24 protein-coding genes and 1 tRNA gene are annotated in these 26,313 nt (G+C 65.6%); 9 read left to right on the top strand and 16 right to left on the bottom strand.

Translation table 11 applies throughout. The features are described from left to right. Positions 1-163 precede the first annotated feature (163 nt). The 9 genes from ACXR2T_RS11380 to ACXR2T_RS11340 form a co-directional block, all read right to left on the bottom strand. Positions 164-649 (bottom strand): hypothetical protein, encoded by a 486-nt coding sequence (locus ACXR2T_RS11380; protein ID WP_458837653.1) that lies wholly within the window; start codon positions 647-649, stop codon positions 164-166. Positions 650-1,432: 783 nt separating this feature from the next. Next, positions 1,433-2,026, bottom strand: coding sequence for a hypothetical protein (locus tag ACXR2T_RS11375; RefSeq protein ID WP_458837652.1), 594 nt, complete (start codon positions 2,024-2,026; stop codon positions 1,433-1,435). A 127-nt stretch (positions 2,027-2,153) separates the two neighbouring features. Further along, positions 2,154-3,110, bottom strand: coding sequence for a ribokinase (locus ACXR2T_RS11370; protein ID WP_458837651.1), 957 nt, complete (start codon positions 3,108-3,110; stop codon positions 2,154-2,156). A 2-nt stretch (positions 3,111-3,112) separates the two neighbouring features. Then, the gene (locus ACXR2T_RS11365) at positions 3,113-4,072 is read right to left on the bottom strand and encodes a nucleoside hydrolase (RefSeq protein WP_458837650.1); all 960 of its coding nucleotides are present in this window, start codon (positions 4,070-4,072) and stop codon (positions 3,113-3,115) included. 45 nt (positions 4,073-4,117) lie between these two features. Then, positions 4,118-5,152 (bottom strand): nucleoside hydrolase, encoded by a 1,035-nt coding sequence (locus tag ACXR2T_RS11360; protein WP_458837649.1) that lies wholly within the window; start codon positions 5,150-5,152, stop codon positions 4,118-4,120. Next, entirely contained in the window at positions 5,149-6,135 is a 987-nt protein-coding gene (locus ACXR2T_RS11355; protein WP_458815339.1) for an ABC transporter permease, read from the bottom strand. Before ACXR2T_RS11355 ends, ACXR2T_RS11360 begins: the two co-directional genes overlap by 4 nt. Continuing rightward, positions 6,135-8,963 (bottom strand): ATP-binding cassette domain-containing protein, encoded by a 2,829-nt coding sequence (locus tag ACXR2T_RS11350; RefSeq protein WP_458837648.1) that lies wholly within the window; start codon positions 8,961-8,963, stop codon positions 6,135-6,137. Before ACXR2T_RS11350 ends, ACXR2T_RS11355 begins: the two co-directional genes overlap by 1 nt. A gap of 85 nt (positions 8,964-9,048) precedes the next feature. After that, positions 9,049-10,113 (bottom strand): BMP family lipoprotein, encoded by a 1,065-nt coding sequence (locus ACXR2T_RS11345; protein ID WP_458815335.1) that lies wholly within the window; start codon positions 10,111-10,113, stop codon positions 9,049-9,051. A 58-nt stretch (positions 10,114-10,171) separates the two neighbouring features. Further along, positions 10,172-11,230 (bottom strand): LacI family DNA-binding transcriptional regulator, encoded by a 1,059-nt coding sequence (locus ACXR2T_RS11340; protein ID WP_458837646.1) that lies wholly within the window; start codon positions 11,228-11,230, stop codon positions 10,172-10,174. 252 nt (positions 11,231-11,482) lie between these two features. Between ACXR2T_RS11340 and ACXR2T_RS11335 the strand changes: the two genes are divergently transcribed. Continuing rightward, positions 11,483-12,400, top strand: a complete 918-nt coding sequence (locus ACXR2T_RS11335; protein ID WP_458837645.1) for a pseudouridine-5'-phosphate glycosidase — start codon at positions 11,483-11,485, stop codon at positions 12,398-12,400. After that, positions 12,397-13,290: a carbohydrate kinase family protein gene (locus ACXR2T_RS11330; protein ID WP_458837643.1), complete on the top strand. Its 894-nt coding sequence runs from the start codon at positions 12,397-12,399 to the stop codon at positions 13,288-13,290. The genes ACXR2T_RS11335 and ACXR2T_RS11330 overlap by 4 nt, the downstream gene beginning before the upstream one ends. On the opposite strand, the gene ACXR2T_RS11325 is transcribed toward ACXR2T_RS11330, so the two are convergent. The 3 genes from ACXR2T_RS11325 to ACXR2T_RS11315 all read right to left on the bottom strand — a co-directional run bounded on the left by ACXR2T_RS11325 (position 13,277) and on the right by ACXR2T_RS11315 (position 14,566). Next, positions 13,277-13,576, bottom strand: coding sequence for a hypothetical protein (locus ACXR2T_RS11325; RefSeq protein WP_458815327.1), 300 nt, complete (start codon positions 13,574-13,576; stop codon positions 13,277-13,279). The two genes, ACXR2T_RS11330 and ACXR2T_RS11325, sit on opposite strands and share 14 nt — an antisense overlap. 36 nt (positions 13,577-13,612) lie before the next feature. After that, positions 13,613-13,840, bottom strand: a complete 228-nt coding sequence (locus tag ACXR2T_RS11320) for a hexameric tyrosine-coordinated heme protein (protein WP_458815325.1) — start codon at positions 13,838-13,840, stop codon at positions 13,613-13,615. Positions 13,841-13,924: 84 nt separating this feature from the next. After that, on the bottom strand, positions 13,925-14,566 hold the full coding sequence (locus ACXR2T_RS11315; protein WP_458837642.1) for a 1-acyl-sn-glycerol-3-phosphate acyltransferase: 642 nt from the start codon (positions 14,564-14,566) through the stop codon (positions 13,925-13,927). Positions 14,567-14,720: 154 nt separating this feature from the next. On the opposite strand from ACXR2T_RS11315, the gene ACXR2T_RS11310 reads away from it, so the two are divergent. The 7 genes from ACXR2T_RS11310 to ACXR2T_RS11280 all read left to right on the top strand — a co-directional run bounded on the left by ACXR2T_RS11310 (position 14,721) and on the right by ACXR2T_RS11280 (position 23,497). Then, complete coding sequence (locus ACXR2T_RS11310) at positions 14,721-15,923, top strand: SHOCT domain-containing protein (protein WP_458837641.1); 1,203 nt, start codon at positions 14,721-14,723, stop codon at positions 15,921-15,923. Between the two features lie 53 nt (positions 15,924-15,976). Beyond that, entirely contained in the window at positions 15,977-17,362 is a 1,386-nt protein-coding gene (locus ACXR2T_RS11305; RefSeq protein ID WP_458837640.1) for a TFIIB-type zinc ribbon-containing protein, read from the top strand. 25 nt (positions 17,363-17,387) lie between these two features. Then, the gene (locus tag ACXR2T_RS11300; protein ID WP_458837638.1) at positions 17,388-17,699 is read left to right on the top strand and encodes a hypothetical protein; all 312 of its coding nucleotides are present in this window, start codon (positions 17,388-17,390) and stop codon (positions 17,697-17,699) included. A gap of 106 nt (positions 17,700-17,805) precedes the next feature. Next, positions 17,806-17,881, top strand: a tRNA-Ala gene (locus ACXR2T_RS11295). Between the two features lie 75 nt (positions 17,882-17,956). Beyond that, positions 17,957-19,438, top strand: coding sequence for a DUF3375 domain-containing protein (locus ACXR2T_RS11290; protein WP_458837637.1), 1,482 nt, complete (start codon positions 17,957-17,959; stop codon positions 19,436-19,438). Then, positions 19,431-20,144, top strand: a complete 714-nt coding sequence (locus tag ACXR2T_RS11285; RefSeq protein WP_458837636.1) for a DUF4194 domain-containing protein — start codon at positions 19,431-19,433, stop codon at positions 20,142-20,144. The genes ACXR2T_RS11290 and ACXR2T_RS11285 overlap by 8 nt, the downstream gene beginning before the upstream one ends. Before the next feature lie 2 nt (positions 20,145-20,146). Beyond that, positions 20,147-23,497: an ATP-binding protein gene (locus ACXR2T_RS11280; protein ID WP_489945530.1), complete on the top strand. Its 3,351-nt coding sequence runs from the start codon at positions 20,147-20,149 to the stop codon at positions 23,495-23,497. A gap of 60 nt (positions 23,498-23,557) precedes the next feature. Here the strand turns inward: ACXR2T_RS11280 and rsfS are convergent, their stop codons facing one another. Genes rsfS through ACXR2T_RS11260 form a run of 4 tightly spaced genes read right to left on the bottom strand, consistent with a single transcriptional unit; the run spans position 23,558 to position 26,292 of the window. Beyond that, positions 23,558-23,953 carry a ribosome silencing factor gene (gene rsfS, locus ACXR2T_RS11275; protein ID WP_458815279.1) on the bottom strand — a complete coding sequence of 132 codons (396 nt, stop codon included), beginning with the start codon at positions 23,951-23,953 and terminating at the stop codon, positions 23,558-23,560. A 21-nt stretch (positions 23,954-23,974) separates the two neighbouring features. Continuing rightward, complete coding sequence (locus tag ACXR2T_RS11270) at positions 23,975-25,447, bottom strand: hypothetical protein (protein WP_458837634.1); 1,473 nt, start codon at positions 25,445-25,447, stop codon at positions 23,975-23,977. Then, positions 25,440-26,042 (bottom strand): nicotinate-nucleotide adenylyltransferase, encoded by a 603-nt coding sequence (gene nadD, locus ACXR2T_RS11265; RefSeq protein WP_458815275.1) that lies wholly within the window; start codon positions 26,040-26,042, stop codon positions 25,440-25,442. The genes ACXR2T_RS11270 and nadD overlap by 8 nt, the downstream gene beginning before the upstream one ends. Before the next feature lie 16 nt (positions 26,043-26,058). Continuing rightward, entirely contained in the window at positions 26,059-26,292 is a 234-nt protein-coding gene (locus ACXR2T_RS11260; protein WP_489945528.1) for a hypothetical protein, read from the bottom strand. Positions 26,293-26,313 lie beyond the last annotated feature (21 nt).

Genomic DNA, 26,313 nt, shown 5'->3' with positions numbered 1-26,313 from the left:
CATCCTTCGCTATCCGAAACGACGCCTCTACATTGGAGAACTGGTGGGCAAAAATACACCGGCGCATGCCATAAATACTGAAGCGCAAGTGCTCCGACCCCGCGACACCTTCGTCTCGATGCGTGGATTAGCGCCAAGGGACATTGCTCCTCGCCAGCTGGTATCAGGGAAAGCTAAGGGTACTCACGAAGGTGACTTCAGCCACTTCTCCGCATTCAGCGAGACTTTCTTCACTCACCTGTTTACTGCCCCCCATGACCGACACTGCTTCGCCGATTTTGTGGAGCTTCCCCTCTATCTCGAGCTGGCCATCGTCAGAGATCCTTTCAAAGGTTGCGGCTGAGAACGCGAGCGGGGTTGCCCCAGCCGCGGTTTCGAGCGAGACGCATCCTTGCTCGTTTGCAGTGAGGTCTCCCTCGAAAACAGCCTGCCCCGATGGCATAGCGTCCGGATCAAAAGTGATTACTTTAAAATTCCCGGCCGACTGGACGCTTAAACCGTACGGCTTGGAGGCAGAATGTTCCGGTACAGCGAGGTTCGGCGTAGCGCCACTTGGTTCACCCCCAGTTTCACTTGCCAAAGCACAGCCTGTGAGACCCATGGTTAAGGACGAAATAACAGCAGTAAGAATCAGGGTGTTACGTGACATGAGTTCTCCTAGTCAACTTGAGAGCATAGTTTTCTGAAAGATACGTCAATAGGCTGGAACCTGTTTAGCAGCCGCTTTTGGTAGCGCCTGTGGGTTGACCCGGTAGCAGACGTGGGAGTGCCCGGTAGCGGTCACGCGCCCGCGTTGCCGGCCCGCGCTAGGTTGGCCCGCTGATATCGGCTCGATGGCGGCGCACGTTCAGGCCGTTCGACTGCACGACTCCCGTGTTCGAGACGATCCAGTTGATAGCGGATTCTGCGATGACGGCGTCGTGGAAGGACTTATCCCAGTCCACGGGATCGAATTGCGAGGCCACCAATGGCGATCGCGCGACGCGAGCAGTGTGTGATCGCTTCGACCTGTCGATAGGGACGTTGCTGGCTGAGTGACGCATGATGTTGGTAGTCGGCCATACGTGTAGATCCTTCCACCCGCCAACACCCTAATCGGTCACGGTTGATGGCCACTCTCAGACATGACCGCCGGAGCGCTACCGGGTGCACCCACGCACGCTACCGGGTACCCCCACAGGCGCTACCGAACAAGTCGGCTAAACAGAACCCGGCAAAAACACGCCCCGCAAGACGCACGCCTGCGCGGGCAGGCCGGGAACGAGCGACTCCATCGGCAATGGGTGAAGTTTGTTGCTCGGAAGAAGAAGAGCACCATCGCGAATGTCGCGATCGCGAGAGAACTCGCGGGCTGGTGCAGGTCACTCGCTATCAGAGGCCGTACACCTCCTGGGACCGTTTCATCTTGCCTATTGACAAACAAACGTACATATCAGTCGTGGGCGGCCCGCGCGGAGCCGGTGCCGCCCTCGTCAATATGTAGCGGATCTTTGGCGAGCAGCGCGTTTCCTAGCGGGGTGGCCTCGTACACCCGAGATGACCCGACTCGCTGAGGAACCCTCGGCGCACCCGGTTCAACGCTCTTTTGCGCATCAATATACCCAGCGCGGCGCAGCGTCGCGAGCGCCCAGCGCACGCGAATAGCCAGCCTGTTGTCGCCCGTGCGCGTACGCTGGGCGACGGCCCCGTCGCCCAGCGCGAGGTCGCGCGCGATCGCGGCAATAATATCCCCGCTCGTGCGCGGCCGCTCGGCAATCAGCTGCAGTGCCAGCACCCGGCACACGCTCATGGTGGGAATACCGCCGCTTGTTACGTCTCGGTGCGGACCACCCCAGCGTTTTTCGTCGTACGATACCGGTTCGCTGTAATCAGGCGGGTGCTCTCCCGCCTCGTCTAAGTAGAGCCCGCCCCCGGTCGCCTCGTGTTCTTTGTGCGGCCGGTGTTTCGTGTGGGTTCGGTGCTTCTTGTGTGACCTGTGCTCTTTGTGCCCCAGGTCACCCTCGTGGCCTTCTTCGTCCTCACGCATGTCAAGCCGCCCTTCTGGCCGTCCCACTGCATGGCGGCCTCATTTTGAGCATACGCCCGGCCCAGCAGAAGCGACAGGGCTCGACCGCCAGATCGAACAAGGATTCGATCTGGTGGCCGGTGGGGCTCTACTCTGCTGAGCGTTGCGCGATGAACTCCTCGATCTCAGCACGGTTCGCGTACGAAGACTGTGCGCCCACGCGCTGCACCGACACGGCAGAGACCGCTGTCGCAAACCGCACCGCGTCTTCGAGTGCCGCGCCGGCTGCCAGCTCACCGGCCACCGCTCCCACGAACGCGTCACCTGCGCCGGTCGTATCAACCGCCTGCACGCGGTACGCAGGTACCTGTGTCAGCCTGGCACGCTCCCCCTCGCCGCCGTGCTCGGCCACGATCGCGCCGTCGGCCCCCAGCGTCACCACGACAGACCTCGCACCCGCTGCAAGTAGGCGTTCGGCCAGCCGCGAGTAGTTCTGGGCGTCAGGGTCGCTGAGCGAAGCGCCCAATACTTCTAGCGCCTCGTGCTCGTTCACGATCAACGGGTCGCATGCTTCAAGCACCGACCCTGCAAGCTGCACCGACGGCGCAGCGTTCAACACGACGCGCGCGCCCGCCGCCCGCGCTTGGGCCGCGACGTGCAGCGCGGTTTCGAGGGGAATCTCGAGGCTCAACACTACGACCTGGGCGCCCTGCCACGAGCTTTCGGCCCGCTTGAGCGCGTCGAGGTCGAGAGCCTGATTCGCGCCGGGAGACACGACGATCGAGTTCTCACCGTCGGGCGTCAAGAAGATGATCGCTGTGCCGGTGGGGCGCGGGGCCCGCATCACACCGGTAACGTCGACGCCAGCATCCTCCAGCTTTTCAAGCAGAAATGAGCCGTTCGCGTCGACCCCCACGCAGGCGACAAACGACACGGGGGCGCCGCAGCGCGCCGCCGCCGCCGCCTGGTTTGCTCCCTTGCCTCCCGGCAGCAGCGCGAGGTCGCCGCCCAGCAGCGTCTCACCCCCGCCCGGCCGCCTGGGCACTTCGACCACTAGGTCTGCGTTCGCGCTGCCCACCACCGCGACACGCGCTTGCTTCGCCACGGCTACGCGCCCTGAAAGTCGGTGATCAGGTCAACCACGGTGTCTGCGATCTCATCAGAGATCTCAAGCAGCACCGTCGTGTGTGCGCCCTCTTGCTGCGGGTATCCACGATACTTACCCCGCAGGTCGACGAGGGTCTGCCCGTGACCGGGCCCTCCCGTCGTATCCACCTCGACGTTCACGACCGGCGCGAGCGACACATCGAGGTGCCCAGCCGCCGCCGCAACTGCGATCGAGTCGTGCATTGCACAGCTCCAGTCACCAAACACCACATCGCGGTAGAACTCGCCGTAGAAGTCAATAATGCGCCCCATGTACTGGCCCGCGGGCCCGCCCGCGAGCATCTGGTCGCGGTGTTCAGCTGTGATGAGCACCTTCATGGTGACGTCAAGCCCTGCCATGATGATCGGCCAGGGGGCCGCGAACACTGCCTGTGCGGCCTCAGCGTCATGCCAAATATTGGCCTCGGCCACAAACGACACGTTGCCAGGCGCCGCTGCTGATCCGCCCATCAAGGACACGCCCGCGACGAGCTTCGGCAGCTCGGGGTCAAGTACCAGCGCCGCCGCGATGTTGGTCAGCGGGCCCACCGGTACGAGCCACACCTCGCCGGGGTGCTGGCGAACGATGTCAATGATCTGTTGCGCGGCGGTCGTAGCTGCTGCGGCGCGCACGGGCTCGTCGTCGCCCGCATTGCCCTGACCGTCGTTACCGTGCACGTGGTACGCGTACTCGGTGGGGCCTCCCAGCAGCGGGCCCGCCGCTCCCTGCGCCACCGGCACATCACTGCGTCCCACGATGTCGAGCACGCGCAGCGTATTGCGCGTGCCGCGCTCGACCTCGACGTTGCCCCACACTGTGCCCACCGCGAGCAGGTCAATGTCGGGGTGCAGCGCCGCGTACATAATCGCCATGGTGTCATCGACGCCGGTGTCACAGTCGAGAATCATTTTTGTCGCCATGTCAGGCCTCCTTGAGCCGCTGATCGAGGGCGGCAAATCGTATGTTTAAGCGTATCGGGCGGTGCCGAGCTGGTGCACCGCTTCGACGACGATATCGGCGAAGCGGCTCCAGTCGAGTTCGGTCGCGACGAGGGTGCGCGTGTCGGTCATGCGGTCTGCGACTCCCGTGGCGTGGTGCATGCCCGGCTTGGTCGCGAAGTTGACCACGGTTTGCCCCTTCGTCCATTCCCCGTGGAGTTCGACGCTGACGTGGGCGAGCTCGGTTCGCAAGAGATCCGGAGCGATGAGAGCGGCGACGCAGCACGCGTCGTGCACCGGGGGCGCGTCGAAGTCGAAGACTTCGCGGTAGGTCGTGCCGAAGAACTCCCAGATGTCGAGCATGAACTGGGCGACCTCGCGCCCGCGGCCGCCCGTCGCTTCGCCGGCCTGGCGTACGCGCGCTTGCAGCTCGTCGGTGGCGAGCGCCTGGTGGGTGAGGTCGAGCCCCACCATCGTCACCTCCCACTCCCCTCGAAACACGGCCTCCGCGGCTTCGGGGTCGACGTAAATGTTGTACTCGGCGGCGGGCGTCACATTGCCGCGTGTGTACGAACCGCCCATGAGTATCACTCGGCGCACGCGGCCGACGATCTCGGGTGCTTTGCGCATGGCGAGCGCGATGTTCGTGAGCGGGCCGGTGGGCACCAGGGTGACGGTGCCCGGATCGTGGGTGAGTACGGTGTCAATAATCAGGTCGCCGGCGTGCCTCGGGTCGAGCGTGCCGGTGACCTCTGGCAGCACCGGGCCGTCCATGCCGGTGTCGCCGTGAATGTCTTCTGACACGATCTGCGGTGTGACGAGCGGGCGGTCTGCGCCCCGCGCGATGGGCACATCGATGCCAGCGATCTGGCACACGGCCTGCGCATTGCGCGTGACGTTGTCGAGCGAGTGGTTACCCGCGACGGTGGTGATGCCGAGCAGCTCGATCGCGGGGCTCGCCGCCGCGAGCAGAATCGCGATCGCATCGTCGTGGCCGGGGTCGCAATCGAGAATGATCTTCTCGCAGGTCTGCTGGGCCCCTCGTGCGTGCTGGGTACTCACGCCGTTACCTCTTGTTTCGTTCCGGATCCGGGCTGGCCCGTGTTTTTGTCTCTTGCGGCGAGCGCCTTGCGCGTGCGGGCTTTGAGGGCCGCGCGTACGCGTACGGAGGCGAAGACGAGCGCGATGATGGTGATGACGTAGGGCACGGTGAGCGAGAGTGATGAGTTGGCGCCCAGGAGTCCGAGTCTGTCGGCGAGGGCGTCTGCGGCGCCGAAGATGAGGCAGGCGACCATGGTGCGGTAGGGCCTGGCGAGGCCGAAGGTGAGGGCGGCGACGGCGATGAATCCGCGTGAGGCGGTCATGCCCGAGGTGAAGGATCCGACGGTGGCCATGGCGAGCTGTGCACCGGCGATGCCTGAGAGTGCGCCTGAGATGAGGATGGAGATGAATTTGACGCGAAACACGTTGATGCCTGCGGCGACGGCGGCGGGTTCGTCTTCACCGACGGCGCGCAGGTGCACGCCGTACCTGGTGCGGTAGAGCACGTATGCGTAGATGGGTACCGCGATGATGGCGACCCACACGAGCAGGGTTTGGTTGTTGAGTGCGTTGCCGATGACGGGGATGTCGCCGATGGGGCCGAGGTCGATGCGCGGCAGGATTGCTTTGACGTCGCCCGGGGTGGCGCCGGCGTTACCGTAGAGCACGGTGAGCATGAGCACGGTGAGGCCGACGGCCAGTAGGTTGATGCCAATACCTACGACGATGAAGTCGGCTTTGAACACGAGGGCGGCGACCGCGAAGATCACGGCCATGAGGAGCCCGGCTCCGAGGGCGGCGATGATGCCGATGTAGGGGTTCGTGACGGCGCCGACTGCGATGGCGGCGAATGCTCCCGTGAGCATCATGCCCTCGAGCCCGATGTTCAAGATATTGCCGGTCTGTGTGAACGCTCCGCCGATGGCGGCGAGCAAGATGGGGGTGACCTTGAGTAGGATCACGCCGAGCATGCCGAGCGTGAAGATGTTGCCGATGAGTTCCATCAGGCTGCGCTCCCCTCGAGTTTTTCAAACTTGGTGGTGTCGGTGAGGCCAGCGCCGCCCGCGCCGCGTTTGAGGTTTCTCCAGTTCCACGCGATCGTGGCGGTGATCGCGATGATGATGAGGCCCTGCAGCACGTTGACGATGGGAAATGGGACGCCGATGGCTTGGATGCCGGTGGATCCGGCCATCATGGTCGCGTAGAACAGGGCCGCGACGAGCGAGGCCCAGGGGTTGAGGCGCGCGAGCAGCGCGACCGTGATCGCGAGAAACCCGAAGCCGGGTGAGAACTGCTGCAGAAACCTGCCGCCGTTGGGTCCGATGACGTAGAGGGCGCCTGCGAAGCCTGCGACGGCGCCCGAGAGCACCATCACCTGGATCGACATGCGCTTCACTGATACGCCGGTGTACTGGGCGAAGCGGTTCATCTCACCGAGCTGTTTCACTTTGAGCCCCCACGCTGAGCGGTTCAGTACTAGGGCGATGATGATCGCCACGATGAGGGCGATGATGAGGTCTGGCCCGAAGCCGTGGGCAGCGTCGAACATGGTGAGTCTCGCTTCGGGGGCGATCTTCGCTGACCCGGCGATGCCTGCGGTCTTGTCTTGGAAGGGGCCGGTGACGAAGAAGTTGGTGATGAGCATCGCCACTTCGCTGAGCAGCAGGGTGGTGACGATGATGTCGACGCGCCAGAAGCCGTAGAGCCAGCCGGGCAGCAGTCCCCAGAGGGCGCCCGCGAGGGTGCCGAAGCCGAGTACGAGCACGGTGAGGGTGAGGGGTGGCAGGTCGGTGAAGGTAAACCCGGCGTAGGCGCCAAAGAACGCCCCGAAGTACATTTGCCCCTCGGCTCCGATGTTGAAGAAGCCTGCTCTGAACGAGACGATGGTCGCGGCAGACACGATGGCGAGCGGTACGAACATGGCGATCGTGTTCGCGATGCCAAACGGGGTGCGCCAGCCCGAGGTGAAGAGCTCGATGTACGCTTCGATGGGGTTCTTGCCGATCGCGAGGATCACGAATGCGCCAATAACCAGGGCGACGAGCACCGCCAGTACCGGCTGCGCGGCCCCCGTGAACGCGCGCGAGGCGAGCGTCGCGAAAAACCTTGGTGGTGCGTCTGGCGGGATCGTCACGGCGGTCGTGTCAAACTCTGGCGCCGCGACCTGCACACTGTCGGTGACGACCTGGCTGGTGGCGCTCTTCGCGCCACTGGTGGTGTCGATGCCTGCGTCGAGCCCTGCCCGAGCCGCGGCGTGGGCCGCTTCAGCTGCGGCGAGCGCCTCGGGTGTCGGCTTGGTGCCGGCCATTGCGAGCCCCACGGCCACTTCGCTCATGTTTTCTTGGGTGAACTCGGCCACGAACTCGCCCCGAAACATGACGAGCAGCCGGTCTGACAGGCTCATCACCTCGTTCAGGTCTGCCGACACGAGCAGCACGCCTGCGCCGCGGTCTCGTGCCGCCACGATCGAGTTGTGTACAAACTCCATGGCGCCGACGTCGACGCCGCGGGTGGGTTGTGAGATGACGAGCAGCTCGGGGTCGGCACTGAACTCGCGCGCGATGATCACCTTCTGCATGTTGCCGCCCGACAGGTCACCGATCACCGTCGCGGGAGCTGCGCCACGCACGTCGAACTTCGCGATCAGTTTTTTGGCGTAGTCGCGGGCGTGTGACAGCGACAGCCAGCCTGCGCGCGTGATCGGCGGGGTGACGCTCTTGGGCGCGAGGTTGATAGCCGCGATGTTCTCGGTGATGCTGAGCGCGGGCCCTGCTCCCTCGTCGTGCCGGTCTTCTGGCACGTAGGCGAGGCCTGCTTCGCGGCGTGCCCGCACGCTCGCCCGGGTCATGTTCTTTCCCGCGATCCGGATCGTGCCCCGCGGCACCTCGTGCATGCCTGAGACCATGCCGGCCAGTTCAGATTGGCCGTTGCCTTCGACTCCCGCGATGCCCACGATCTCGCCGCGGCGCACCGAGAGGGAGACGTTGTTGACCGCGATGATGCCGCGGGAGTCGACGGCCGACACGTTTTCGAGCGAGAGCACCTCGTCTGAGGGGTGGGCGTCGGTGTGTTTGATGCGCAGCAGCACTTCGCGCCCGACCATCATGGTGGCGATGTCTGACTGACTGAGGCCCGCAGCCTGTTGGGTGGCGATGTGTTTGCCGTCGCGAATCACGGTGATGTCGTCGGCGACGGCGAGCACCTCACCGAGCTTGTGTGAGATGAACACGACGGCGCACCCCTTGGCGGCGAGGTCGTGTACGACCACGAAGAGCTCATCGGCTTCTGCCGGGGTGAGCACGGCGGTGGGCTCGTCGAGAATCAGCAGCCTGGTGTCGTGTGACAGCGCCTTCAAGATTTCGACGCGCTGCCGTTCGCCCACCGAGAGGTCTTGCACGATCTCGGTGGGGTCAATGGCGAGCCCAAACTTCTCTGATAGTTCGGTGACCCGTGCGGCCATCGCCTGCTGGTCGAGTTTGCCGAGCGGCGTCGTGAGTTCTTTGCCGAGAAAAATGTTCGAGGCGACCGACAGTGAGGGCACCAGTTTGAAGTGCTGGTGCACCATGCCTATGCCGAGCGCGTCGGCCCGGTTGGGGTCTTCGACGGTGACCTGCGCCCCGTCGAACAGGATCTGCCCGGCGTTCGGTTGCAGGTTGCCCGAGATCATGTTCATGAGGGTCGTCTTGCCTGCCCCGTTTTCGCCGACGATCGCGTGTACGCGCCCCGGCCAAAACGAGACCGAGACGTTCTCGTTTGCGACCTTGTCGCCAAACGTTTTCGTGATGCCGCGCAGCTCTAGAATCGGCGCTGTGGCTTCCACCGCGGTGTTCATGTGAGGTCCATTCCCGTGTGGTCCCGTTGGTGTGACGTGGTGGCCCCCGGGGTTGGGAGCCACCACGGGTGAGGAGCGTGCGCGGCTATTCGCTCGCGGTGGGCACCTCGATCTCGCCCGAGATCACCTTCTGCTTGTACTCGTCGATCTGCGCGATCATGTCGTCGGGTACGAGCCCGCCGTTGTCGTCGAATGTGAGGCCGACGCCGTCGTTTGCGAGGCCGTACGCGGTGGTCTCACCGAACTTGAGCTTGCCGTCTTTCGCATCGTTCACGGCGAGCACGATCGAATTGCCGATGTTCTTGAGCATCGAGGCGAGAATGTGCCCCTCCTGCAGCGTGTTTTGGTTGCTGTCGACGCCGATGCCGTACTTGTTCGCGTCCTTTGCGGCCTGGAGTGCGCCCACGCCCGCGCCGCCCGCGACCTGAAACACGACGCCTGCACCGTCATCAAACATGCCCTTGCCGAGGTCGTACCCCTTCGCAGAGTCTGCGAAGTCACCCACGTAGCTCACGAGCACATCTATCTTGGGGTCGACGGACTCGACGCCCTTCTTGAAGCCGACCACAAAGTCGTTAATCACGGGAATGTCCATGCCACCCACGACACCCACCTTGGTTGACCCCTCAGCAAGCGGAAACTGGTCGGTGTTGGTGATGGCGAGCGCGGCGAGCACCCCTGCAAGGTATGAGCCCTCGTTCTGCTTGTACACGATCGATGCCACATTGGGCGCGTCAACGACCGAGTCGTAGTAGACGTACTGCTGGTCGGGGAACTTGGGGGCGGCCTCAGCCAAGATGTCGGTCATTTGGGTGGTGCCCGTCACCACCACGTCCCAGTCGCCCGTCGAGACAGACTCGAGGTTCGCCTTCCACTGTGCCGGGTTATTGACGTCGGCCTGCAGCGTCTTCGTCTCGTTGCCCTGGCTCTTCAGCTCTTCGATGCCGCGCTCGGCGTCATCGAAGAACCCTTGGTCGCCGAGGTTACCGTTGACGACGTTTGCGATCTTGTACGGGGCGTCGCCTGCTGACCCTGCGTCGCCGTCGCTACCGCCGCCGGCATCGCCGCCCGAGCCGCCGCTACAGCCCGAGAGAGCGAGCGCGGCGGTCGCCGCGAGCGCGAGTGTGCTGAGCACGAATTTCTTCTTCATGAGAACTCCCTTGTTCGTGTGGTGAAGTATTTGGATAGAAACGCGAGGGCGGCCCGCTCTAGGGCGGCCCGCAGCCGCAGGTGTCCCGGCGTGTCAGCTCGGTGGGCAGCGTCAGGTGCGCTGCGGTGTCAGCGTGCGTTGCGTCTGAGTCCGAGTCTGAATCTGCGTGTGAACCCGAGCGTCCCATGAGCGCAGACAGCATTCCCACGGCTTCCTCGGCGAGGCGCGCATAAGGCTGAGTCACGGTGGTGAGCCGGGGCGTCGTGTACTCACTCAGCTTGGTGCCGTCAAACCCCACTACGGCGATATCGGCTCCTGGCACCCTCTCGGCGTCTGCCAGTGCGCGCAGCACCCCCATCGCCTGTAGGTCGGAGGCGACGAAGATCGCGTCAACCCCCGGTGAAGCCGCAAGCAGCTGCGCCGCCATGACGTAGCCCGCATCTACGGTGAAGTCACCGTAGCGCAGCAGCGAGTGCCCCATTTCGTCTTGTGCGGGGAGCCCCGCGGCGGCGAGCGCCTCACGCCAGCCGGTGGCTCGATCCTGCGCCGATGAGAGCTCTGCGCCACCCGTGATGCAGGCGATGCGGGTGCGCCCGTGTGTAATGAGGTGCTCCGTGGCAGTGCGCGCCCCGCCGACGTTGTCGACGACGACGGATGGTACGTCGAGGCCGGGTGGTAGACGGTCGAGGGAGATCGCGGGCATGTGCCGCTTATTGATTTCGTGCCAGCCCGCTTCGACGCCCGCCCCAAACACGGCGATCACACCATCGACCTGGCGGTCTTGGAATGCACGCAGGTACCCGAGTTCGCGCGCCGCGTCGTCTGCACCGTTGCCCAGCAGCACCACAAAGCCTGCACGCAGCGCCGCGTCTTCGACGGCCGAGGCGAGCTCCGCGAAGTACGGGTTCGACGAGTCGGGCAACAGCAGCCCGATGGTGTGCGAGCGCGAGGTCGCGAGGCTGCGGGCGAGCGCGTTGGGGCGGTAGTCGAGTTCTTCGATCGCGGCTTCGACGCGCAGCCTGGTCTCGTCCGACACCGGGTGCGAGCCGTTGAGCACGTAAGACACGACGGCGGGGCTTACGCCCGCCAGGCGCGCTACGTCGACGCGTCCCACCATGTGCATCACATCCTCGTGCTGACTGGAACCTGCTGATCAAACCTGCTTACCAAACCCGACCGAAACCCGGGTTTCATGTGCCGTCAAGTATCGCCACGACACGCCCGAGAGTAAACCCCGCCGGTGCGCTTTGTGACCGACTTGTGACGTTAGCCAGTGGTGCTTCGCGCATGCTTGCCCGACCGGGGTTTTGCGGCGTAGGGTGGCCGCACGCGAGTTCGCAACGGGGCGAACGCGAAGAAGGGCACACTAATGTCTCAAGACTTGATCCAAGTTTCAGCCGAGGTGCGTGAAGCTGTCGCCGCGGGTGCACCCGTGCTGGCGCTCGAATCAACGATCTTTACCCACGGTCTCCCCCGCCCCCACAACGAAGAGCTGGCCCTCGCGACCGAGCAGCAGGTGCGAGAAGCGGGCGTCGTGCCCGCAACAATCGGGGTGGTCAACGGCAGGCCCACCGTGGGTCTTTCACCCGATGAGATCGTGCAGCTCTCACGCGATGACAGCGCGGTGAAGGCGAGCCTGCGCGACCTGCCCGTCGCTGTCGGCAAACAACTGAGCGCCGGCACGACCGTGGCCGCCACCGGGTATCTGGCCTCGCGCGCGGGCGTGCGCGTATTCTCAACGGGCGGCCTCGGCGGCGTGCACCGCGGCGCTGCGACGAGCTTCGACGAATCCGCCGATCTGGGCACGCTCGCGACACTGCCGCTCGTCGTGGTGAGCGCGGGCGTCAAGTCGATCCTCGACATCGGTCTCACCCTCGAGCGGCTCGAGACACTCAACCTCGCGGTGATCGGCTACCGTACAACCCAGTACCCCGGATTCTACGTGTCTGACTCGGGCTTTACGCTCGAGTACTCGGCCGACTCCCCCGACGAGATCGCACGCATGGCCGACGCCCGCGATGCGCTCGGCATTGACTCCACGATTCTGGTGGCCAACCCGGTGCCGGTGAGCGAGCAACTTGACCCCGCGCTGCACGACGCGATGCTGGCGCAGGCGTGGGCCGAGGCCGAAGAACTGGGCATCGCAGGCCACGACACCACCCCGTTCTTGCTCGACTACATCGCCAAGAACACGCAGGGTGAGAGCATGCGCGCCAACCTCGCCGCGTACCGCGGCAATGTCGCGCTCGGGGCGCAGATCGCAGCGGCGATGGGTCACGTCGGTTGAGAGCCACACCGCTCGTCGGGGTGGCCGGCGACCTTGTTGAAGACATCATCGTCTGGCTGAGCGGCGAGATCGCCTACGGCACCGATACACCGTCGCAGATCTTTCGTGTGCGCGGCGGGAGCGCCGCGAACGTGGCGCACGCCCTCGCGGTGCACGGCTGCGCTTCTCGCCTCATCACGCGCGTCGGGCGCGACGCCGCCGGTGACGGGCTCGTGCGAGATCTCACTGCCTCGGGGGTCGATGTGCGTGCGCAGCGCGGCGAACGCAGCGACACGATCGTCATATTGATCGATGCGAGCGGCGAGCGCACGATGATGCCGGATCGTTCCACGGCGCGCGCCGTCGAACCGTTCACCCCTGCGTGGCTCGACGGCCTCGACTGGTTGCACGTGCCCCTCTACGGCTTTGACTCACCCCGCGAGTCGGCCGTGTTCGAGCGGCTGTGCGCTGGCGCGAAGGCGCGCGGCATTCCACTCAGCGTTGACGCGTCGTCGGTGGGACTCATCGAGCAGATGGGGCTTAGCCGGGTGCAAGACCTGCTCGGGCGCATCGCCCCCCGGGTGCTGTTTGCGAACGAAGAAGAGGCCGCCCTGCTCGGGCTCCCTCACACCGCCCCACCGCGCGGCGCGCTCTGGGTGATCAAGCGCGGCGGCGGCCCGGTGCTGCTGCGCAGCGCCAGCGCGCACAGCACCAGCGCGCACAGCATCGAGGTGCCGGTGCCGCCCGTGCCCAAGATCGTCGACACGACGGGCGCGGGTGACCATTTTGCCGCGGGCTTTCTGGCCTCGTTCGCCCGTGATCCGGATCCTGTCGCTGCGGCACGAGCCGGGGCTCGTGCCGCAGCGCAAATTCTCGCGCAGCCGGGGGCGCACGCGGCTACTTATAGGTGACGCCGCGCACGATCTGGCTTACGACCTGCTGGCTTGTGCCGAACTCTGCGGCGAGTGCGGTCTGCGTCTCACCCGCGGTGTGTCGCTGCCTGATCTGTTCGGCCTGTGCGGCAGACAGGCTGCGCGCCTGTGAATCCTGCGCGCCGCGGGTGCGGCCGCGCCGTACGGAGTCAATCGTGTACACCGAAACCCCATAGGCGGCGGCGAGCGCGGCGCGGCCTTCGCCCGCGCGTGAGCGTGCAAGGATCTCTTCAACCTGGGCTGCATTCAGCGCCGGTGCTGCCATAGCGGTGCCTGGTCCGTTCTACTCGGTCCGGTGCAGCTAGCGCCAGTAGTTGTTCGCTGCCGCGACGGTCTGAAAGTTGATCGCGACGACCTGCGAGGCGGCGGTCAGGCTGTCGGCGTTCTCGGCGTACTCGGGGCGCAGCTTGTGCAACACCTCGACGTCGGGCTGGGTGGTCTTGACGCCCATGCGCGACATCTTGACGGCGAGCGCAAAGCCCTCTTCAGGGGTAGACGTGATGAGCGTGGAAAGCCAGCTGTCGGCCATGAGAACCTCCGTGGTTGTGTGGCGAACGGCGGCTCCGTCGCCCTCCTTCACCATACTCCCGTACGTGCGCAAGTGGCGCCCTGCTCACTCCTGGGACGGTCGTTCGGTGGCGAGGAGGCGGGTGAGCGCTGCTTCGTCGTGCAGTCGTGGCTCGGTGCGCAGCTGCGGCCGCGCACCCGACTTGTCGAGGTAAAAGGCTCTCACCTCGTTCATGTCGGCGACGACGTCACCCGTGAGTGACAGCGTCGGGCCGAGGCCAGCGGTCTTCGTGGTGCCGTCGACATACCCGAGGGTGACCGGTAGATTGGCCGCGAACGCGATGCGGTAGAAGCCGCTGCGCCAACCGGCCCCGCTGCGCGTGCCCTCGGGGGTGATGACGAGCAAAAACCCGGGGTCGCGCCCGGCGCGCGCGGTGATCTGCTCCACCAGGTGCTCGGGGTTCGCCCTGTCGACGGGAATTCCGCCGAGCGCCCGCATCACGGGGCCAGCCGGCCCGCGAAACAGTTCTTTCTTGCCGAGCCAGTGGATGCGCATGCGCGCCTCCCAGGCGATGCCGAGCATGAGCACGAAGTCGAAGTTTGAGGTGTGTGGGGCACCGAGCAAGATGCGCGGGCCCGCCGGGGGCTGCTTCTCGGGCTGCAGCTGCCAGCGCGACAGCCGCCAGAAGGCGCGCGCCAGGGCCCGCCGAATGGGGGCTTGCTTGGGCTCGTGCCGTTCGTTACGCATGTGCTCAGCCTATGGTGATCGCCGCTACTCGGGCGCATGCCACCTCATTATTGGCGTTGATTCCGGCCTGTTGCATTACGGTGCCAGAGCGCTAGGCTCATGAGCAACGTAATCTTTCGGCCCAGCTTCGGTCGAAGCGACGCAAGGGGGCATCATGGGCTTCATACAGGCATTTACCGGCTCACTCGGCGGCATGTTCGCTGACCAGTGGCTTGACTTTCTTCTTCCGCCCGAGAACCTCGCGCCGACGGCGGCGCTGTTTCCGGCGGTAGCGAAGGGTCAGAACGCAGGTCGCGGGTCGAACACGCGAGGTTCTGAGAACATCATCACGAACGGGTCGAAAATGATCGTGCCCGAGGGGTACGCCCTGTTGACGTTTCAAGATGGTCAGCTCACCGGGTTTATCGCCGACCCGGGCGGGTATGAGTACCGCCCCGATGACCCGCAGTCGAAGTCGATGTTTGCGGGCGACGGTTTTGTCGCGCCCGTGGTGAAGCAGTCGTGGGAACGGTTTAAGTTTGGCGGGCAGCCCGCCGCGCAGCAGCTGGGCTTCTACGTCAGCATGAAGGAGCTGCCGAACAACCGGTTCGGTACACAGTCTGAGATTTACTGGGATGACGCATTCCTGGGTACTCAGGTGGGCGCACTGACCCGCGGTAGTTACACCGCGCGCATCGTCGACCCGGTCCTGTTTGTGAAGCAGTTTGTGCCCTACACCTATTACAGCGGCGATGCGCGCATCTTTGACTTCACCGATCTCGATAACGATGCCGCCGCGCAGCTGTTCAACGAGGTCGTGTCTTCGCTCGCTCCCGCGTTCTCGACGTACACGAACGACCCTGCCAAGGGCAATCGTATGGCCCGCATTCAGAGCGACTCGCTCGGTTTCGCGCAGTCGCTGTCTGCTGCGGTAGAGGCGGGGTACCAGTGGCGCAGCGCACGCGGGCTCGAGATCGTCAGCGTCGCAATTCAAGCGGTCGAGTACGACGAAGATACCCGCAAGCTGCTGAGCGATGTAAAGAAGGCCGACGCTCTCTCTGGCAACCGCGGTGGCGCGTTTCTGCAGCAGTCGGTGGCGCGCGGCTTCGAGGCCGCGGGCGACGGCGGTGGCGGCAACATGGCGATGATGGGCATGGGACTGGGCATGACCGGCCAGGCGTTGAACTTTCAACAGCAGCAGGTGCCACAGCAGCAGATGCCCCCGCAGGCGCCGCCCGCAGCGGCGGCAGCACCTGCCGCCGCACCCGCGGCAGAAGATCCGGTCGCCAAGCTCGCCCAGTACAAGCAGATGCTTGACCAGGGCCTCATCACCGCCGAAGATTTTGAGGCGGCCAAGAAGAAGACGCTCGGCTTGTAGCGCGAGCGACTCTGCGCGACTACCTTCAGTACCGCGAGCAACGAGGTGAAGAGATGAACGACACCGCAGGTTGGCCAGGCCCGGCGCCCGAGGCGCCGGTGCCGACACCGCAAGCCGATGCGGCGCAGCCGCCCCAAGCCGCCGGGGCGCAGCCGCCCCAAGCCGCCGCGCCGCAGCAGCCGCCAGCCCCGTCTGCGGCCCCGCAACAGCCAGCCCAGCCACCCGCGGCGGCACCACCGGCTGGTCCCGCTGAGCCACCGGCAGGGCCCGCCTATGTCGACACCTCGACCGGCAAGCGCGACGGGCTCGACAAGTGCCCGCGCTGCGGCGCCACCGAGATCTCGCTGCGCGCCCAAACGGGCATGCTCACGTGCCACTTCTGCCGGCACCAGTGGCACGAAGCAAACATCGAGGAAGCGTTTGGGCTTGACTCCCCCATTGGCGAGCTGCGCGGTCGCGTCATCGGCACGGGCGCCCGCGCCATCACCGAAGACGCCGAAGACGTGCTCACGCTCAAGTGCGGTGCGTGCGGCGCCGAGGTGATCGTCAACACGGGTGAAGCGATGCAGTCCCGCTGCCACTGGTGCCGCAACACCCTCTCCGCCACCGAACAGCTCCCTAATGGTGCGGTGCCAGATGGCGTGCTGCCGTTTAGCGTCACCCGCGAGCAGGCGATCGAGAACATCTCAAAGTTCGTGAAGAGCCGCAAGTTCTTCGCTCACCCCGCGTTCGTACGCCAGTTCGAGCCATCGGAGGTCGTGGGCGTCTACCTGCCCTATCTGATCGTTGACGCGAACGCACACGCTGAGCTGAGCGGCCAGGCAGAAATCGAGACCGGTCGCCGCACCGTGTCACGCGGCAGCGACGACGATAGCGTCACAGTCTACGACGCCGACGTCTACAACATGAGCCGCAGCTTCGAGCTCCACGTCGACGACCTCGTGCTCGAGTCATCGGCCGAGCGTGCAGACATGACCATGTTTCGCAACACCAACAACGTGATCAACGCGATTCAGCCCTTTGATACCGCGGCCACCGTGGCGTACAACGCGAACTATCTGCGCGGCTTCACCTCAGAAAAGCGCAACCTCGATATCGACGCGATTGTGCCGCGCGCCGCAGATGCCGCCATGTCGATCGCCCGCGTGCGGGCCAGCGAAACCACAAAGAAGTATGACCGCGGCGTGCGCTGGGACAGCGAAACACTCACGGTGCACGGCACCCGCTGGGTGTCTGTGTACCTGCCGGTGTGGCTCTACAGCTACTATCAACCGCGCGGCGAGGCCGGGCAGGGTCTTGTGCACTACGTGGCGGTCAACGGTCGCACCGGCGAAACCATGGGTAGCGTGCCCATTCGCCAGGGTCGACTGATTGGCATTTCGGTCGCGATCGGCGTGGTCGGCACGATCCTCGGCGCCATCGCGGGCATCTTCGCGTGATCCATTTGAGAACAGGAGCAAAGCCATGATGATCGACTTTGGCGCCGCTGCGATAACCACGTCGCTGCTCTGGTCGTCCGAAAGTGACGGCGAGGGCCTGTGGCTTCTCGGGCCCGCCGCGGGCATCGGTTTCTACGTGTTCTACTATCTGTGCTACCGCAACACCAACAAGCGGCACGCGTTCGAGCGCGCCACCAAGTCTGAAGTGGTCGGTCTCACCGGCACAGACAAGCTCGTCGGCAATGTCAGAGGTGTCGAAAACTCACGCATAGCCGCCGAAAACCTCTCCGCACCGCGGCTGCGCCTCGGCGCCCACTCCCGCTACATCGAAGAGTGACGCGGCGCGCCCGGGAACCCGCCGCTGCGCGCGCCGATTTGCTCGAAACACCCCGCCCTGGTGTACAGTAAAGGAGTTGTCGCGGGAGCATTCCTTCGACTTCTACGGGTCTGTGGCGCAGTTGGTAGCGCACCTGCATGGCATGCAGGGGGTCAGGGGTTCGAATCCCCTCAGATCCACCATCAACTCCCGGTTGCTCAAGCTTTTGCCCGCAACCGGGAGTTTTTTGTTTCCGTTTCACCAGTGAGGAGCCCTGCGTGCGTGCCCAAGCCGCCTATCAGCGAGCCACCGCCGCATTCAAGAACCCCACCCTCGATCTGTTGCACGGCCGCTTTGCGCCGTTCGTGGTCGCCGCGCTGTCACTCGTGTTCACGGCCGATCGCACGGCCGTCGCCGTCGCCGACGCGCACGTCGAGGTCGGCGAGATCATCGACGAACTGCGCACCGCGGGTGTCGCAGAGCAGGGGCCCGGGCTTCCCACCGGCGGCGGCCGCGAGGTCTGCCGCTACTGGGTGCGCGTCGGCTGGATCGTGCCGCAGATCGAAGAGGGAACCGAGGTGTATCGGCTCTCGGCGCAGGCCGTCGGCGCGCTCGAGATCGCTGGCCGCGCCGGCGGCGGGCGGGTCTCGCGCTCGCGCGTGCGCACCCTGCTCGACTCGGTCGATCAGCTCGCACAGCACGCAGAGACCGATCCGGATCTACGCCTTGCGCACCTCGCCGCCCAGCGCGCTGAAATCGAGGCCGAAATGGAGCGCTTGCGCGCGGGCGAGGTCGAGGACGCCGACGACGAGCTGCTGCTCGAAGAAGCCGAGAACGTGCTGCACCTCGCCCGCGAACTGCCCGCCGATTTCTCGCGCGTCGCCGAGTCGATCGGCGCGATGCAGCGCGACGTCGTCGCCGATCTGCGCCGCGATGTGCGCCCCGCCGGCGAAGTTCTACGCGAGTACCTGCACCGCGGGCAGCACGTGATGCAGGCCACCCCTGAGGGGCGGGCGTTCTCTGGCGCGCTGCGGTTGATCGGTGACCCCGAACACATCGATGAGCTCACCGATCAGGTACACGACCTGCTGGCGAAGCCGTTTGCGCGGCTGCTTGACGCCGCCCAGCGTGAAGAACTCAGTGCCATCGCGAAGCGCGTCGAGCAGGGCGTGCAAGAGGTGCTGACCGCCCAGCGCCGCGCCTCACACGTGATCACCGCCCAGGTGCGCACGCACGACCCCGCCCGCGACCGCGAGGTCGACGACCTGCTGCGCGGTGTCATGTCGGGGCTGCAAACGTGGATGCGCGTGTCGAAACCCGGCGATCGCGTCACCCCCCTCGGCCACTTCCCCACCGCCCACATCGGCCACCTGCGGCAGACGCTCAGCGACCCGCGGCCGCCGCGCGCCCCCGAGCCGCTCATCGTCGCCGAGGAGGTCACCGACCAGGTGAGCGTGCACGCTGACGACGCGCGCGAATGGGGCGGCCCGGCCTACCCCGAGCTCGAAGCGCACGTCTCGGGCCTCGGCGGCTCATTCGACCTTGCGGGCGCCTTCGACTCGGCGGGCACACGCCGCCCGGTCGATCTGCTCGGGCTGCTCGAGATCGTGCACGAGGGCGGCATGGTCGAGCGCGACGAGATCTCGGTCGTCACCGCCGAACGCCCAGACGGCACCACCCGCAAGTTCGCGTTTGTGAGCGTGCAGGCGAGCGCCAGCCCGCAGCACGCCGACCCTCAGGAGGGCACCTTCGATGCTTGAGACCACCACGCCGACCGAAACGCCGACCGAAACGCCGTTTGTCGCGCCCGTGTCGATGGAGCATGATCCGGATCAGGTGTTTGCGGGCGACCGCGGCGCGCTCGAACCCGCGGTGCGGCGCGTGCTTGTGCGCCTCTTGCAGCGCCGGTTTCTGCTCGCAGATCGTCACAGCGAAGACTGGGCCGTGCTACTCGAGCACCAGCAGGTGATCGAGTCACGCATGCACGACCTGTTTGTGCGACTCGTCGTCGACCCTGCCCGCGGCGTGGCATACAAGCAGCAGGTGCGCTCAGAAGGGCTCGACGTGCCCATCTTGCTGCGCGACGAAGCATACACACGCGCAGAAACCCTCGTGCTCGTGTACCTGCGCACCGTATACCAGCGTGAGTCGGTAGCGGGCGAGGCGTCGGTGCGCGTCGACGTCGAAGAGATCGAGCAGACGGTGCTCACCTACTTCACCGCCGCCGACGGTGACATCGCTCGGCGACAGAAAGCCGTGCGCGCGGCGCTCGCGCGGTTGCGGCAGGAGGGCATCATCGCCGAGGAGTCAGAGGGCCGGTACCTGGTGAGCTCACTCGTTGAAATCGTGCTCAGCGCCGACCGCCTGCGCGAACTGAGCGACTGGCTACGCCAGCAAGCTGAGCAGTCCAGCCAAACACCGCCGCCCGCTGCCACTTCCGATGACCGAGGAGACCTCGCACTGTGACCATGCTCGATACGCTCTTCGGTTTGATCCCCGCCGCCTCTCGCGGCCAGCAGTGGGTTGCCCACGAGTTGCAGCTCGTCAACTGGGGCGGTTACGACGGCGTGCACCGCGTACGTTTCTCGCCCGGCGCGACGCTGTTGTGTGGCGGCTCCGGCTCGGGCAAGTCCACGCTGATGGACGCCTACATTGCGCTCATGATGCCACACACGACGCCGTTCAACGGCGCATCGAACGGCGGTGTCACGGGCCGGCCGCGCGGCGAAGACCAGCGCAATATTCTCTCGTACGGTCGCGGCAAGATTGACGAGTCGCGCACCGAACAGGGCACGCTGGTGCGCGTCTTGCGCGGCGACAACAGCGATACGTGGACGGCGATCGCGATGACGTGGAGCGATCACGACGGCTCGCAGTTCACCGCCGTGCGCGCCTGGTACATTCCCGCGGGCGCACGCGTCGTCGAAGACACCGTGCGCGTCCGCGCGAGCATCGACGGCGCGTTTAGCCTGCAAGACCTTGCGCCGGCCGCAGCCCAGCGGCTGACCGATGCCCGCGTGCGTGCGACCGGGCTTGAAACGTATGCGACCGATCGTGAGTTCACGGCGAAGTTGCACGCGGTGCTGGGCATCGGTGCGGCGGGCGCAGGAGCGAAAGCGATGAGCCTGCTCGCCCGCATTCAGGCCGGGCAGCAAATCACCACGGTCGACGAACTGTACAAACGCATGGTGCTCGAGGAGCCCGAGACGCTCGCGGCCGCCGACGCCGTAGTCGCCCACTTCGACGAACTCGAGGGCACTCGCGCGCGCATGGTGACCGCTCAGCGCCAGGTGAACGCGCTACGGCCGATCCGGGGTATGCGAGCCCGCATTGACGAGGCGATTGACCGGCTCAGGATCCTCGATGAGGTCGGCCAGCTGAGCGACCCTGAGTCGCTCGCGAGCCTGTGGCGCGCCGATCATCGCCTCGGGCTGCTGCGCAGCGCCGAGGCCGAGCTGCAGCAAGAGAAAGCCGCAGCCGATGCCGCGGTGCGTGAGCAGCAGGCGAGCGCCGCGGCAGCCGAGGCGGAACGCGACGGCCTCGCCGAGGTGCTGCGCGGCGCGGGCGGCGAACGCCTCGAGACCGCCGAGCGTGAGTTGCGCGAGGTTGAACGCAAACTCGCCGCGGTGCAGCAGGCGCGCGTGCGCTTTCAGGCGCTGTGCGACAGCGTGGGCGAGCAAGCGCTCACCCGCGCTTCGTTCGACAAGCTGGTGGGGCGCGCACGCACTGAGCTCGCGCACGGCGAAGAGAAAGCGAGCGCACGCGACTCGTACGCTGAGGCGCGCGCTCGGGCACGAGAGTCCGTGACCCGCGTTGAGCAGCTTGAAGCGGACCTCACCGCGGTGCAGGCCCGCAACGATAACATTCCACCCGCCCTGCACGAGGCTCGCGCCATGCTCGCCGAAGCCGCGGGTATCGCAAGCAGCGAGCTCCCGTTTGTGGGTGAGCTCATTGAGGTGCGCGCCGAGTACGAGCCGTGGCGCGACGCCTTCGGTCTCGCTCTGGGCGGATTCGCCACCACGATTCTGGTCGACGAGCAGCACGTGGCGGGTTTTCGCGCCGCCATCAACGACGTACGCACACGCGTGCGCGTGCGCTACGAGGGTGTTCCCGCAGGTGGGCCCCGCGTGTCACGGTTCGACCCCGTCACGCTGCCCGGCAGGCTCGATTACCGCGACTCACCGTTCACCGGTTGGCTGCAGGGCCGGCTCACCGAGCAGTTTGGGTTCGTGTGCGTCACTGACGCGAGCGAGCTCGGGCGGCACACGCAGGCCCTCACGCTCACGGGTCAGGCGACGCGCGGGCGCCGCGGGTCGCACGGTGGCCCAGGTCAGGGTAGCGTGCTTGGCTTCTCAAACCAGCGCCGGATCGAAGCGCTCACCCACGAGATTTTGTCGGCGCGCGAACAGCAGGCCGAAGCAGTCACCCAGGAACGTGAGGCAGCGCAGGCACTTGACTCGCTCGACGCCCGCCACGCGGCGCTCACGAAAATCGTCGAGGTCGTGTGGGACGACATCGACGAGCCTGCCGTGGAGGCCGAGCGCACGCGCTGGGCTGCCATCATCGCCGATGCCGCCGCCGGTAACGACGAGATCACCGGGCTGCAGCAGCAGATCGCGAGCGCAAAGCGTAAAGTCTCGAAGCTACAGCAGGCCATCGGCCGCGCCCAGGGCGAGCAAGAACGCGTGGGGGCTCAGTGGGCCGAGATCACCGACGAGGTCGACCTCGCTCAGAGCCTCGTTGACGCTGCCGCAGACGCGGATCGCGCGCTCACGAGCGCGCAGGCCGAGTACCTCAGCGATCGCTTCGGCGCTGCTCCCTCGAGCTCAGGCCGGGCCACCGCTGGCCGGGCACTGCTCACCCGCTTCGATGCGACGCTCGACACCGCTGCCAGGCAGCTGCGCGACGATCGCAGCACCGCCCAGCAGGCCCTCGAAGAGCAGCGGCACCAGCTGCGGCGCACGCTCGAGCGGTTCCTCGAACAGTGGCCCAACCCCAACCTGCGGGCTGACCCCGACACGTCGCTCCCCGATTTCGAACGCATCCTCGTAGAGCTCGAAGCGAGCGGGCTCCACGAGCTCGAGGGTGAATGGAAGGACAGCCTGCTGAGCCTGTCGGGCAACGACCTCACGAGCCTCGACTCGGCGCTGGGGCGGGCCCTGCGCGAGATTCGTGACCGGATCGAACCGATCAACCAGATCATGCGAGATCTGCCGTTCTATGACGACGAACACCGGCTGCAGATCACGCCGCGCGAGCACCAGAGCGACGCCCGCAGGCGGTTTCGCCGCGAACTGCGCGACGTACGTGCGCTCATCACCGACGCCGAGAACGAGGGCGAGCGCGAGCGCGCCTACGGCCGTATGGAGCGACTCATCGGGCGGATCCGGCGCAGCTCACCAGACTTCGGCGAGCTCATCGATGTGCGTAATCACGTGCGTGTCAGCGCAGAGAAGGTGCACGCTGTGACGGGCGCTCACGCGGCGCTGTACGATCACATCGGCGAGAAGTCGGGCGGCGAGTCGCAAGAGCTCATCGCGTTTATCGTGGGCGCTGCCCTGCGCTACCAGCTCGGTGACGCGGGCGCCGAGCGACCCCGGTACGCGCCCGTGTTTCTCGATGAGGCACTGATTAAGGCCGATGCGCACTTTACCAAGCGCGCGATTGGCGCGTGGCGTGGGCTCGGGTTTCAGCTGGTCGTGGGCGCCCCCAACGACAAGTACAGCGCCATCGAGCCGCACGTCGATGTTGAGTACGACATTCTGAAAGACGCCGAGGGACGCTCATGGGCGAAGCCGAAGGTGGGCTTACCCGCCTAGCGCCACGAAAAACGCGCGATGCCCTTGACCGGGCACCGCGCGTTTTTCTTTACTTCGGCGTTACTTCTCGCCGAGCAGGCTTTCGGTCTCAATGACCGGGCAGTCTTGCCAGAGGCGCTCGAGCTGGTAGAAATCACGCTCTTCGCGGTGGAAGACGTGCACGATGATGTCGCCGAAATCGAGCAGCACCCAGCGGCCCGTGCCGCGGCCCTCGCGACGCACCGTGCGAATGCCGGCTGCGTTCATCTCGTCTTCGATCTCGTCTGAGATCGCCTGGACGTTGCGTTCGACGCTGCCCGAGAGCACAAGAAATACGTCGGCGAGACCAAAGTGCTCGGCCACGTCGAGGGCGACCGCCTCTGTCGCGCCCTTTGAGTCGGCTGCGCGCAGAGCGACGCCTAGCGCGTCGCGCACCTGCTGGCTGTGGTTTGGTTCGAGGTTCAGGGTGTTCTCCAATATTGTGCTTAAGAGTGGCGTTTAGCCAAAGAAACCGTTCATGGCGCCCCAGACGCCCACACCGACCACCACAACGAGCAGGCCGCCGCCGGTGACGCCGAGCACAAGCGGAAGTTTACTCTTCTCGCGTGTGGGTTTGGCGACCGCGGGCACACCTGAGACGACGCGTGCGCTCACCGCGTGCCGCGCCGACACGGGAGCCGGGCCGGCCATCGTGCCGTGCTCGTCCTCTGCCACGGCGCCCGTGATGGGATCAATCTCGGCCGACTCGTGGAGCGGCACGTGGCCGCCGGTCTCGCCGAGCGATTTCGGAAGCCGCATGGACCCTGTGACATACAGCTCGCCCGTCGCACCGAGCGGCCCGGTCAGCCCCCCCGTGTCCTCAGGCATGGAGGGCAGGATCAGCGCCGAAGTGCCGTTCGTGGACCCCTCTTGTGCCACGGCACGCGAGATCAGGTCATCAAAGTCGCCCTGCGATTCCTCAGACTGCGCGGGCATGTTGCGGGTTGCCGGATCGTCAAACACCGAGCGCCATTCTTCGGGCGGGGTGATGTCGGGAAAGGAGTATGACTCTTTCGTCTGCTTGGGCGCCTCAGGCTCCGCTGCGTCTGCTTCGGGAGTCGAGGGACCCTCGGGCTGAGCCGCAGCCGGTTCCGGCTCGACCGCCACAGGCTCAGGCAGGGCCGGCTCGGGCGCGGCGGGAGCGACCGCCTCGGGCTCGGTGGGAGCAACCGCCTCGGGCTCGGCCGCGAGCTTGGGCTCGACCGCAGGCAGGGCCGACTCAGGTTCAGCAGGAGTTTCTGTGGCCACGGGTACCACAGGGGTCACGGGCTCCGCGGGCGTTTCTGACGCGGCGGGCTCCTTGCCCTTTTTCCAGAACTTTCGCTTCGCTTTGGGCTCAGGAGCAGGCACCGGTGCAGCCTCGCTGCTCGTGTCTGGCTCGGGCTCCGACGCGCCTGCGGTTTCTGCCGCGCGCAGCTCTTCGACGGTGAAGGGCTCGGTGGGCGGCGAAATCAGGGAGTCAAAATCTTGCGCGGGCGTCGCCGCGACTGGCACATCCACATCAGAGGCCTCGGGCTCAGCGGCCTCAGCCACTTCAGGCTCAGCAGCCTCGGGCTCAACAACTTCAGGCTCAGCAGCCTCGGGCTCAGCAACTTCAGGCTCAGCAGCCTCGGGCTCAGCAGCCTCGGGCTCAGCAGGTGCTGCCGCCGCCTGCGTGGCTTCACGTGCCGCGAGTGCCTGCTCACGCAGCATACGGATCTCGCGCCTGCTGCGCGGCGTACCGTCGGCATTTACGGGCGAAATCTCGATGTCGTCGGGACCCGATGTAGCCAGCGGAGCGGCGGGGGCCGCGGGCGACTCAGAAACTGCGCCCGCTTCGGCGGCCGCTTTCTCTGCCGACAATTCTGAGAGGTTGAGCGCACCAGTTTCGGCTTGCTCACGCAGCCGTCGTTCTCGACGCGTCAGCGGCGCCTGCTCTTCATTCTCACTCATATTCCGTCGCTCCCTCGGTGTACAGGCCGTACTTGGCGATGTATTGCACGACGCCATCAGGCACCAAGTACCACACCGGGTCACCCCGGCCTACTCGCGCCCGACAATCGGTCGATGATATCGCCAGTGCGGGGACTTCCAACAAGCTTACGTGCTTCCCCGACAGCCCCGACAGTGACAGCTCGTGGCCGGGGCGAGATACCGCAATAAAATGAGCGAGATCCCACAGCCGTTCGACGTCTTTCCAGCTTACGATCTGCTCAACGGCGTCGGCGCCCGAGATGAAGAACATCTCGGCGTCGGGCCACTTTGCGCGCAGGTCGCGCAGGGTGTCTACGGTGTAGGTCGCACCATCGCGGTCGATATCAACGCGACTCACTGTGAACCTGGGGTTCGACGCGGTCGCGATCACCGTCATGAGGTACCGGTGCTCACTCGGTGAAACTTTGTTCTTCTGCCACGGGCGACCGGTGGGCACAAAGACGACCTCGTCGAGGTCGAAGCTCTGTGCCACCTCACTGGCGGCGACGAGGTGTCCGTTATGGATCGGATCAAATGTTCCGCCCATCACCCCTATTCGTCGCCGCGTACTCACCGGTTGCCGTACCTGATTAGTGCTTTACGTGATCGGTGCCGTGGTCACGCGCGTACGCCTCAGCCTTAGCTGAGTGACGGTTAGCAACATCACGGAACGAGAACGTCACGGCGGCAATCACCAGGAACAGCGAAAAGACGATCACGCCGTACATGATTGCGGGCATCGGCAGTTCGTTAAGAACGTGCCCTCCCTCTTCAGCTGCAAGAGCTAGCGTGGCGAGAACAGACATTGAGACCTCTGCATTCATGGCGAATTGGATAATCGAAAA

It is taken from the genome of Leucobacter faecis, from assembly GCF_054456635.2.
This window is presented reverse-complemented; position numbering and strand designations above follow the sequence as displayed.